Raw genomic sequence first — 10,343 nt, 5'->3', positions numbered from 1 at the left:
CCCAGGCGCTCGTGGGTGCCGCGGTCAGTTCCTTCGTCGGTGGCACTGTTTCGATCATCCTCTTTACGCTCTTCGCACCCCCCCTCGCCGAATTCGCCCTGAGATTCGGCCCAGCGGAGACCTTCACCCTCATGCTCCTCGCGTACGCCACTTTCGCCGGCCTGGGGGTGGCAACCCGCTCAAGACGATCATCGCCACCCTCATTGGTCTCATCTTGAGCACCGTCGGCCTCGACATCATAAGTGGCCGCCCGCGCATGATCTTTGGGGACATCGCCGGGTTCTACCACGGCGTCAATTTCCTGGTCCTCGCCATCGGTTTGTACGGGATCGGAGAGATCCTGTTTAGTGCCGAGGAAAGATTAGTGGCCGGTGAGCGCGTTACGGTGAAGGTCCGGCTGCGGGACATCCTTTCGACGATCAAAGAGATGGTCAAGTACAAGCGGGCCTTCACGATTGGATCGCTCCTCGGGTTCTTCGTCGGCATGCTGCCGGCGGCGGGGGCCACGCCCGCTTCTTTCATGAGCTACAGCGTTGTGAAGCGGTTTTCCAAACACCCGGAGGCCTTCGGCACCGGCACCATTGAAGGGGTCATCGCACCGGAGACGGCCAACAACGCGGCGAGCACCGGGGCCATGCTCCCGATGCTCACCCTGGGCATCCCCGGCTCGCCGACGACTGCAGTCATGCTGGGCGCCCTCGTCGTGTGGGGTCTCCTCCCTGGGCCGATGCTCTTCATCGAGCACCGCGAGTTCGTCTGGGGACTCATCGCCAGTCTTTATATTGCCAACGTCCTGGCAGTCCTGATCAACCTTTTTGCCATTCCTCTCTTCACGATGATCCTGTGGCTGCCCTTTACCATCCTGGCGCCGCTGATCATTGTGGTCTGCGCGGTCGGGGGGTACGCGCCGACCTATAGCGTCTTCGACATGTGGCTCGCCTTCATCTTTGGGCTTGCCGGCTACGTCTTCCGAAAGCTCGACTATCCGCTCGCCCCCATGGTCCTCGCCCTGGTCCTCGGCAACGGCACGGAGGTCTCCCTACGCCAGAGCCTCATCATGTCTCACGGCTCCATCAGCATCTTCTTCGGCTTCGAGGGAGGTGTATTCTCCCATCCGATTGCCGCAGCCCTCATGTGGACCAGCGTGGCCCTGTACGCCATCCCCGTGGTCGGCGCAATAATCCGCCACTTCCGTCGGCGGGTCGCATTGGCCAAGACCTAAGCAAAAGCCGACCGCGCGTTTGTAGGAGCTGCAAGAATTCGAGGGGAGCCATGCCAGTCATCGCGATGACCAAAGAGATGGGCAGCCTCGGTACCTTCATCGGGAAGGAGCTTGCACAAGAACTCGGATTTGAATTCATTCGGCAGGACATCATCCGGGAGGCGGCGCGGGAATACCACGCGCTGGAAGAAAAAATCGTCGAGACGGTCGAGGAGAAACCGGGATTTTTCGAGGTCTTCACTGAAACGGCGCGGCGCCACCACACCTTCGTCGCCGCCGAGGTGTACGAATTTGCGCTGCGCGAGCGTGTGATTATCATGGGACGGTGGTCTACCCTCCTCCTCAAAGAGGTAGACCACGCGATCCGAATTCGGGTCTGCGCCCCGGTGGACACCCGGGTGCGGCGCGTGATGGAGCGACTTGGTATCGAAGAGGCCGAGGCCTACAAGCGGATCCGCTATTACGACAAGGGCGTGGCAAGCCGGATCCGGCAGTTCTTCGACGCGGAGTGGGCCGATCCGCTCCTCTATGACCTCACCATCAATACCGGCAACGTCTCTTTAGCCACCGGCGTGGCCCAGGTGAGGAAATTGATCGAGGCTCCCGAGTTTCAACCAACCGACAGCTCGCTCAAGCGGCTTCATGACCTCGCTCTCGCGACAAAGGTCAGGGCTACCTTGAAGTCCCACCGCCGGACGGCCCGCCAGGATGTGGATGTCGTCGCAGGAGAGGGCGAGGTGATCCTTCGAGGGGTCGTCCCAGAGACCGTGGATCGTGAGGAGGTGGAACGGATCGCCCGGACGATTCCCGGAGTTCACAGTCTGAAGAGCGAGCTGATCGTGCTCGAAGAACATCGCCGCCTCTGAAAGTAACGGCTCTGTCGCGAGGGTCAAGGGATGTTTGAATCACTCGGGATGGCTCCCCCGGACCCGATTTTCGGTCTGACGGAGGCATTCCTAAAAGACACCAATCCGGAAAAGGTCAACCTCAGTACCGGTGTCTACACGGACGCTTCCGGGAAGACGCCGGTCCTCGCGGCAGTGAAGAAGGCCGAAGAGCGCATCCTGAAAGAGGAGACGACGAAAAGCTACAAACCGATTCAGGGGGCGCCTGAGTTCGGCGAGATTGTCCAGGAACTGCTTTTGGGAAGTGGCCACGAGGTCATCGTATCTCAGCGAGGCGCGACGGCACACACGCCTGGAGGGACGGCAGCCCTTCGCCTTGTGGCCGATTACGTGAAGCAGTTGTCGCCCAGCTCGACGATCTGGCTGAGTCATCCCACGTGGGCGAATCATCCCAACATCTTCCGATCAGCCGGCCTCAAGGTCAGAAGCTATTTTTACTTTGACAAGGCAAACAACCAGTTGGATTTTCACAAGTTTCTCCATGCCCTCAGGGAGATCCCTGCGGGGGACGTGGTTGTGTTGCACGGGTGCTGCCACAACCCCACAGGGCTCGACCCGGATCGCGAGCAGTGGGCTCGGATCGCTTCTGTGTTGACCGATCGCAAGATTCTTCCCCTTGTGGACTTGGCCTACCAGGGCTTCAGTGAAGGGCTCGGAGAGGACACGGTTGGATTACGAGAGCTCTGCCGCCCGGGCTGCGAGATGATGATCTGTAGCAGCTTTTCCAAGAACTTCGGTCTCTACAACGAGCGCGTGGGGGCTTTGACGGTATTGGCGAGATCCCAGAAGGAGGCTCAGGCCGTTCTCAGCCACGTGAAGGTGAGCATCCGGGCACACTATTCGAATCCTCCGGCCCACGGCGGGACGATCGTGACAACGATCCTACACAATACGAAATTGCGATCCCTCTGGGAGGGAGAGCTTCGGCAGATGCGCGATCGCATCAACGAGATGCGCACGCTGTTTGTCGAATCCATGGCCGCGAGAGGGGTTCCGCGAGACTTCTCTTTCGCCCGGGAGCAGAAGGGCATGTTCTCCGTATCTGGTTTGAGCAAGGAGCAGATCCAGACGCTTCGTGACAAGTACTCAATTTACCTCGTTGAGTCTGGACGGATCAATATCTCTGGCATGACAGAAGCCAACATGGCCACCCTCTGCGACGCGATCGCCAGCGTTCTCTAACCTGTCCCCCCATAGACCGTAACCCCGATCCGGCCTTTCTCGAAGCCTATCCCGAGGGCTGCGGATGTGATCATATTTTCGGATCGGGGTTAATACCCCATCGCCAATCCGTCTCCCCGCGGATCGGCCCCCCCGTGCCGGACGCCGGTCTCGGGGTCGATGAGGATCGCCTGCGCATGCCCCATGACATCTTCCCACGTCCCGACAACCCGGACCGGGTGGCCCCGTCGTTTGAGCCCTTCTGCAACTGAAGACGGTATGCGGTCCTCTAAGAGGAGATCGGTACTCACCCTTCCCCAGGTTCGGCCGTACAGCCAGCGAGGAGCCTCGATTGCCTCTTGAAGACTGAAGCCGAAATCGACGATCCTGGTCACCAATGCCGATTGCGTCTGGGGTTGGCCCTCTCCTCCCATGGTGCCATACACCAGGAAGAGGCGATCGCCCTTGAGGAGCATGGCGGGAATCAGGGTGTGAAACGTCCGTTTCCTCGGCTCAAGACGGTTGACGTGGGTCGGATCAAGGGAGAAAAAGGATCCCCGATTCTGGAGGAGTACGCCTGTGTCCCCGGCAACGATCCCCGAACCAAACTCGAAATAGATGCTCTGGAGCATCGACACGCTATTCCCCTCCGCATCGACGGTGCCGATGTAGACCGTATCACCCCGTACGAGCCCGGGCTCGTAGCGTTCACTGGCACGGGTCATGGTGACAAGACGGGCGCGGTCTTCACTGTATCGAGCTGAGAGGAGTCGATCCAGGGGAATCTGAATGGAGGCGGGGTCGGTTACCCACCGATCACGGTCGGCAAACGCCAGCTTCGTCGCCTCGACCTGCAGATGATAATAGTCGAGGGTTCCCTCCCCCAATTTCCCGAGATCAAAATGGTTCAGGATGCTCAAGATCATGAGGGCTGCCATCCCCTGGGTATTCGGTGGAAATCCATAAGCCGTGTATCCCCGGTACCCGGCCCGAATCGGCTCCACCCAATCCGATCGGTGACTGTAAAAGTCGCCTTCCGTCAGCATTCCGCCATGCTGATCGAGATACCGGACGATCCGCCGAGTGATATCCCCCTCATAAAAAAAGCGACCTCCCCCGTAGGCAATGGTCTTCAGCGTGCGGGCGAGATCCGGTTGCTTCATGATTTCGCCGGGGTGATACGGCTCACCATTCGGATTCAGAAAGGTTCGACGGAATCCTTCCCACCGCTGCAGCCCCCGGAGCGGGTCGGATTCATCCTCGATGTTCCGTCCGGTCCACACCGACTGACTCGGGGAGACCGGATATCCTTTTTCAGCATACTCAACGGCCTCCTCGAAAAGGGAGGACCACAGAAGCTTTGTCCCCACGCTCCAACGTCCGTACTCATGCGCCGTCGCCCACCCGTCCACCGCTCCCGGCACCGTATTGGCCGCCAGGAATCCACGGCGAGGAATGGCATTGAGATTGCCCGTGCGGTGGTACTGATCAATACTGCACCGCTCTCCCGATCGCCCCGACCCGTTGAGGGCCCGAACGGTTCTGGTCTTGGCATCGTAAATCAGCCAGAAGTTATCCCCGCCGATACTGCACATGTGGGGATAAACCACGGAGCAGACGGCCGCAGCAGCGATGGCGGCGTCGATGGCGTTACCACCCGCCTGGAGGACTCGGAGCCCTGCGGCCGAGGCGAGGTAATGGGGGGACGCGACCATCCCCCGGGGGGCGAGGACGGTCGGGCGATGTGCGGTGGGTGTCATTACTCATACCAGCCGATCAGCCGGGGAAGCCAGAGGGCCATTTCGGGAAACATGAGAAGAAGCACCAACCCGACGATCTGGAGGGCCACAAAGGGGACGATGCCTCGGTAAATATGGCCGGTCGTCACCTCGGGGGGTGCAACCCCTTTCAAAAAAAAGAGTGACCACCCAAAGGGGGGCGTCAGAAACGACGTCTGAAGATTCATGCAGATCACGATCGAAAACCAAAGTAGATCGACGTCCAGTTGAATCAAGGCCGGCGCCACGATCGGCACCACGATAAAGGTGATCTCGATCCATTCCAGAAAGAAGCCGAGGAAAAACAAGAGTCCCATCACGAACGCAATCACGCCCCACTTCTCCCCCGGCATGGAGGTCAGCATGTCCCGAACGAGGACGTCCCCGTCGAGCCCACGGAAGCTTAAGCCAAAGACCTGGGCCCCCACTAAGATGATCATCACGATGCACGTAATCCTGGCGGTGCTCCGGTTCACTTCGCGAAGTCGTTGCATCGTCAGGCGACCGTTCAAGGCCGTAATCAGTAGGGCCCCCACGCAACCCATTCCCGCTGCGCGGGTGGGCGCGGCTAACCCCATCAAGATCGAACCGAGGACGCCAACGATCAAAGCCCCGATGGGAACAAGGACCTTCACAGAACGGATGAAAAGCTCTCCCGCGCTGACGCGGGCTCGCTCTTCAAAGGGGATCGCCGGAGCCGCCGCCGGAAAGAAGAAAGCGATCAGGGCGATCGCCACGACAAAGATTCCGGCCAGCATAAGACCGGGGAGAAAAGCGGCCACGAAGATGGCCCCGACTGAAATCCCGAGGATATCGGCCAGCACAATAAGGACGAGGCTCGGGGGGATGATCTGGCCGAGGGTTCCGGACGCACAGATGGTCCCTGTCGCCAGCTCTGGGCTATATCGCCGGCGCAGCATGGTGGGGAGCGATAAAAGCCCCATCGTCACGACCGTCGCCCCCACGATCCCCGTTGACGCCCCGAGCAACGCCCCGACCACGACCACCGAGATCGCCAGTCCGCCCCGCATCCCGCCAAAGAGCAGCCCCATCGTCTCGAGCAGATCCTCGGCCAATCCGGATCGTTCGAGCATCACCCCCATGAAGACGAACAAAGGGATAGCCAGCAGCGTGTAATTTTCCATTACGCCGTAAATCCGAAGCGGCAACAGGTAGAAGAAATCGAAACCGAAACCCATCATGCCGAAGATGAATCCGACGGCCCCGAGCGTAAAAGCGACTGGGTAGCCCAGCAACAGCAGGACGAGGAGCCCCACGATCATCAGGACGGCTAGGGTTTCAAGTTCCAACGAAGGTGTCTCTTTCTGGTGTGTCCTCCTCGCCTTCGAGGCCCATCACACGACAGAGGCTATGAATTGCCATCGAGAGGCCCTGCAGTCCGAGAAGGGAAAACCCGACGGGTATGACGGCCTTCAGAATATACCGGGCCGGCAGTCCCCCCGGATCAGGCGAGACCTCCCCCGCCGCCCACGAGGCAGCGATAAAGGGCCATGAGGTCCAGATAATCAAGACACAGACCGGAATGAGGAAGAGAAGCGAACCGGCCAAGTCCACGAGGGCCTTGCCCCGATCTGAGAGCCGTGAATAGAAGATATCCACTCGGACATGTTCGTCGTGCACCAGGGTGTAGCCCGCCGTGAGCAAGAAGAGCGGGCCAAAGAGGGCCCACTCGAGCTCCTGCATGGCGACCGATCCCTTGTGGAAGAATAACCGGAGGAAAACATTCCACGCCACCACCGCGACCATCAGGGACGCGAGCCACGACGTCGCGCGGCCGACCCGCTCGTTGAGTGCGTCGATTCGGCGACTGATTTTTTGCAGCCAATACATGTGCGCTCCTTTTGGATTTCTGTCTGGGACGACCAGCGAACTCAGACCAGGCCTTCATGCATAACGTTGAGTATGTCCAGACGTAAGAACGGGGCGGCGGGGATCACCCGCCGCCCCTCTAACCACACTGGCCTGACGTTACTTCTTACCGCGGATGTACTCGTGATACGTCCCCTCGGAGATGCCCGCCCACTCGCGCCAGTTGTCCTGAAACCTCTGGTAGGACGCGTAGACCTTTCGGCTCTGGGGATCCTTGTTCGCCTCGGCGAGCACCTCCGCGGTTGTTACACGGAGCTTTTCAATAACATCCTTGGGCAGCAGCCGGAGCTTCACGCCTTTATTCCTGATCATGTCGTCGAGCGCCCCCGCGTTATTGGCCTCAGCCCACGAGGTGCTCCGCAAGTTCGCCTCGGTCGCGGCAGCCCGCACGATAGCCTGGAGGTCCTTCTCCAGGGAATTCCACGCCTTCTTGTTAATAATCAACTCGCTCGTCGTCGAGGGCTCGTGCCACCCACTGTGGTAGTAATACTTCGCCGCCTGATACAGACCGAGGCGCCGATCCTGATACGGCCCAACCCACTCTGCGGCGTCGATCACACCGCGCTCGAGGGCCGGAAAGATCTCACCTCCGGGGAGGAGGATCACGTTGACCCCCAGTGCCGCCAGGACTTTGCCGGCCAGTCCCGGGATTCGCATCTTGAGACCTTTGAGATCCTTGATGCTGTTGATTTCCTTGTTGAACCATCCGGTCATCTGAATCCCGCTATTCCCACACGGCATGGGAACAAGACCGAAGTCCTTGTAGGTCTCTTCCCAGAGCGGGATCCCGCCACCTTCATAATACCAGCCGTTGGCACCTGCAGGATTCATCCCGAAGGGAATCGTCCCAAAGTACTGGGCGGCAAAGGTTTTCCCTGCCCAGTAATAGGCCACACCGTGGTTCATCTCTACCGTCCCCTGGGAGACAGCATCGAAACCCCCGAAGGCCGGGACAAGCTCTTTCGCGGCATACACGCGGATCTTGAGCCGTCCGCCACTCATTTCTCCGATACGCTTGGCCATCCATTCGGCACTGCCAGAGCCAACCTGGTAAAAGGGGAGTCCAGGCGGCCAGGTGGTTACCATCTTCCACCGATACGACTTCGGTTTGGCCCAGACATTCGGGGCGGCCAAGGCCGTTGCCGCCGCTCCAACTCCCGCCGATTTCAGGAACGTTCGTCGATCCATAACCTCCTCCTCTCCATGGTGTTGAGTGCCTTACCCCCAGCCCTGCGCAGCGTGAGAAGTCGCAAGGCTGTCCCCCAGTCCCGTCTGGAGGCGCATACGCAATCAGGCCACGTCTGCGGGAAAGATAAACTCCATGAGCTCTTGTAAATGCCGCTCCATCGCCAAGGCAGCCCCGTCCGGATCCTGCCGCTTGATCGCTTCGTAGATTTTGAGATGGGGAATCGCCAGGGCCTCGCTGTCAAAGGACTGAATCGTGTTCCGGCGGTTTTCCGTGATGATCGGTTCGATCGTAGCAATCAGCGTCAACAGCGCCGAATTCTTCGTCGAGCGGGCAATAATACTGTGGAACTCGATGTCCGCCAGAACCGCCGTGGGAGTCTCCCTCGCTCTCAGCGCCTTTGTCAGTTTCTGTAAGGCCATCTCGAGGTGCCAGAGGTCGTTTTCATCAGCCCGTTGGGCCGCCAGGTACGCACAGCGTGTCTCGTCGATCAGTCGAACCTCATGGGCTAAAAGGCTCGCCTCGGCAATTTCATCTGCGGTGTAAGGGTGACCACCAGCCCTGTACGGTCGGGGGCGGCGTCGGACGAAGGCCCCCGTCCAGGGATCTTTTCGACCAATCCCAGTGTTTCCAATACGTTCAGGGCCTCTCGCACCGTGGGGCGGCTTACCTGGAGCCGGCGGCAGAACTCATGCTCGGAGGGAAGGCGGCTCCCATCTTTCAGGCGGCTCTTGACAATAAATTGCCGGATCTTGCTAACCACCAGTGCAATTACGGAACTTCTTTTCGACGGGTTTCAGCATGGGGAGAGGACTTGTCAACCATCAGGCCACTCAGTGGGCTGGACGTTACCCCTGCCCGTCTTACCCTGTCAAGCGGAAAATGCTGAGCGGCCGTCAGGCGAGGCGGAAATGGGGAGATCGTTGTGCGTTGATGGTGAGACTTCTGCTGATCCGTGTCCGGAAAGGATGCTCAGGGATCGCTCGCAAGAGGATCCGACGTCAGTCAGATTCCAGAGCCTGTCGCACAGCGGCGAGAACCCGAGTATGGAGCTTGCCATTGGTTGCGAGGATGCCTACGGTTTCGCGGAGTGTCCGACCCAGCGAGAAGTCGAGTGGTCGGCCATAGACATCGGTCACCTCACCTCCGGCCTCCTTTAAAACAATAGATCCCGCAGCGTGATCCCAGATCTTATCCTCGTAGGTGGCGCGGGGGGGGAGCCGAAGATAGATCGAGACGTCGCCGCGGGCGACCACCCCATACTTGCACTGGCTGTCGATCCGCAGCGGCGGAGCCGTTACACCGAGGATCGCTGCAATGCGTGCCGTACTGTTGTGCGAGGAATGAGAGTCTTCGAAAGACTCGCAGTAGACCGCCTGCGCCGGATCGGCAATCTCCGTCACCCCGATCCTTGTCTCGGACGGGTCGTCAAATCGCCGCACCGTGGCACCCCCGCCCTTGAGGGCAATGAAGAGGCTGCCCTTGGGCCCGGTAGAACGGCTAGCATCGATTGGGAGGTTCGGGCAGCCGAGTATACCGAGAACGATCTGCCCCTCTTCAATCAGCGCCAGGGCAACGGCATATTGGTCGCCCCGCAGAAATCCCTTGGTCCCATCGATGGGATCAAGGACCCAATAGCGTCTCGTGGGTCCACCCGCCCAGGTGCCACGGTCGATGCTGGCTAGAATCTCTTCATCGCTCAGTCCCGGAACTATGGTGCTGACGTGCTGAGTGACCTTAGCCCTGAGCGCCGATCCGGCCGGGGTCCGCAGGTCAGCGGCATCTTCCTCTGCCGCGACCGGGTCGTCGGGAAAGGCTCTCAGTAAATCTAAACTGATCACGGCCTGCGAGCCGAAGTCGGCGACCGTCACCGGTGACCTGTCTTCTTTGGCCATGGTCTCTTCAGAGACGAGGGCCTCTCGCACTACCTGGCATAGGCGGCACGCTTTGAGGACGGCTTCCACAGCCACGCGACGTTCTTTCTCGTACGCCATGATCTGGCCGGCTCTCCCCTACTTGATTGCTCGTTCCAGCGTTGAAATCCACGGTATAATATACTTGGGTATAGTCGCATTCCAGCCACCTAATGAATCCGGTCCGACTAGTGGCAATGCGGCGCTGCGAGGATTTTCTTGCCATCATTGTATCAGTAACTCACGGTGGCAAGGATCCAGGCCCTTTACCCGCACTCAGATGGCAGG

The 10,343-nt window shown here is 59.7% G+C and carries 9 protein-coding genes and 1 pseudogene; 3 read left to right on the top strand and 7 right to left on the bottom strand.

Annotated features, from left to right (window positions below; all coding sequences use genetic code 11):
- Nucleotides 1-11 precede the first annotated feature (11 nt).
- From O6929_02465 to O6929_02455, 3 genes and pseudogenes are all read left to right on the top strand, one after another.
- A pseudogene (locus O6929_02465) lies at nucleotides 12-1,222 on the top strand (tripartite tricarboxylate transporter permease).
- Between the two features lie 50 nt (nucleotides 1,223-1,272).
- Nucleotides 1,273-2,088: a cytidylate kinase family protein gene (locus O6929_02460; GenBank protein MCZ6479260.1), complete on the top strand. Its 816-nt coding sequence runs from the start codon at nucleotides 1,273-1,275 to the stop codon at nucleotides 2,086-2,088.
- A gap of 30 nt (nucleotides 2,089-2,118) precedes the next feature.
- Entirely contained in the window at nucleotides 2,119-3,309 is a 1,191-nt protein-coding gene (locus O6929_02455; protein ID MCZ6479259.1) for an aspartate/tyrosine/aromatic aminotransferase, read from the top strand.
- 89 nt (nucleotides 3,310-3,398) lie between these two features.
- On the opposite strand, the gene ggt is transcribed toward O6929_02455, so the two are convergent.
- From ggt to O6929_02420, 7 genes are all read right to left on the bottom strand, one after another.
- Nucleotides 3,399-5,048 (bottom strand): gamma-glutamyltransferase, encoded by a 1,650-nt coding sequence (gene ggt / locus O6929_02450; protein ID MCZ6479258.1) that lies wholly within the window; start codon nucleotides 5,046-5,048, stop codon nucleotides 3,399-3,401.
- The gene (locus tag O6929_02445; protein MCZ6479257.1) at nucleotides 5,048-6,376 is read right to left on the bottom strand and encodes a TRAP transporter large permease subunit; all 1,329 of its coding nucleotides are present in this window, start codon (nucleotides 6,374-6,376) and stop codon (nucleotides 5,048-5,050) included. The genes ggt and O6929_02445 overlap by 1 nt, the downstream gene beginning before the upstream one ends.
- The gene (locus O6929_02440) at nucleotides 6,366-6,917 is read right to left on the bottom strand and encodes a TRAP transporter small permease subunit (protein MCZ6479256.1); all 552 of its coding nucleotides are present in this window, start codon (nucleotides 6,915-6,917) and stop codon (nucleotides 6,366-6,368) included. The genes O6929_02445 and O6929_02440 overlap by 11 nt, the downstream gene beginning before the upstream one ends.
- 138 nt (nucleotides 6,918-7,055) lie before the next feature.
- Nucleotides 7,056-8,144 carry a TRAP transporter substrate-binding protein gene (locus O6929_02435; protein MCZ6479255.1) on the bottom strand — a complete coding sequence of 363 codons (1,089 nt, stop codon included), beginning with the start codon at nucleotides 8,142-8,144 and terminating at the stop codon, nucleotides 7,056-7,058.
- A gap of 102 nt (nucleotides 8,145-8,246) precedes the next feature.
- Nucleotides 8,247-8,633 (bottom strand): FCD domain-containing protein, encoded by a 387-nt coding sequence (locus O6929_02430; protein ID MCZ6479254.1) that lies wholly within the window; start codon nucleotides 8,631-8,633, stop codon nucleotides 8,247-8,249.
- Between the two features lie 17 nt (nucleotides 8,634-8,650).
- Nucleotides 8,651-8,905 (bottom strand): winged helix-turn-helix domain-containing protein, encoded by a 255-nt coding sequence (locus O6929_02425; GenBank protein ID MCZ6479253.1) that lies wholly within the window; start codon nucleotides 8,903-8,905, stop codon nucleotides 8,651-8,653.
- A gap of 238 nt (nucleotides 8,906-9,143) precedes the next feature.
- Nucleotides 9,144-10,136, bottom strand: a complete 993-nt coding sequence (locus tag O6929_02420) for a 3'(2'),5'-bisphosphate nucleotidase (protein MCZ6479252.1) — start codon at nucleotides 10,134-10,136, stop codon at nucleotides 9,144-9,146.
- Nucleotides 10,137-10,343: the final 207 nt, after the last annotated feature.

This window comes from Candidatus Methylomirabilota bacterium (assembly GCA_027293415.1).
GTDB lineage: Bacteria > Methylomirabilota > Methylomirabilia > Methylomirabilales > CSP1-5 > CSP1-5.
This window is presented reverse-complemented; position numbering and strand designations above follow the sequence as displayed.

Excerpts from the sequence above, each read along its gene's own strand:
- O6929_02460 (MCZ6479260.1), top strand. The coding sequence starts at position 1,273 with ATGCCAGTCATCGCGATGACCAAAGAGATGGGCAGCCTCGGTACCTTC.
- O6929_02455 (MCZ6479259.1), top strand. The coding sequence starts at position 2,119 with ATGTTTGAATCACTCGGGATGGCTCCCCCGGACCCGATTTTCGGTCTG.
- ggt (MCZ6479258.1), bottom strand. The coding sequence starts at position 5,048 with ATGACACCCACCGCACATCGCCCGACCGTCCTCGCCCCCCGGGGGATG.
- O6929_02440 (MCZ6479256.1), bottom strand. The coding sequence starts at position 6,917 with ATGTATTGGCTGCAAAAAATCAGTCGCCGAATCGACGCACTCAACGAG.
- O6929_02435 (MCZ6479255.1), bottom strand. The coding sequence starts at position 8,144 with ATGGATCGACGAACGTTCCTGAAATCGGCGGGAGTTGGAGCGGCGGCA.
- O6929_02420 (MCZ6479252.1), bottom strand. The coding sequence starts at position 10,136 with ATGGCGTACGAGAAAGAACGTCGCGTGGCTGTGGAAGCCGTCCTCAAA.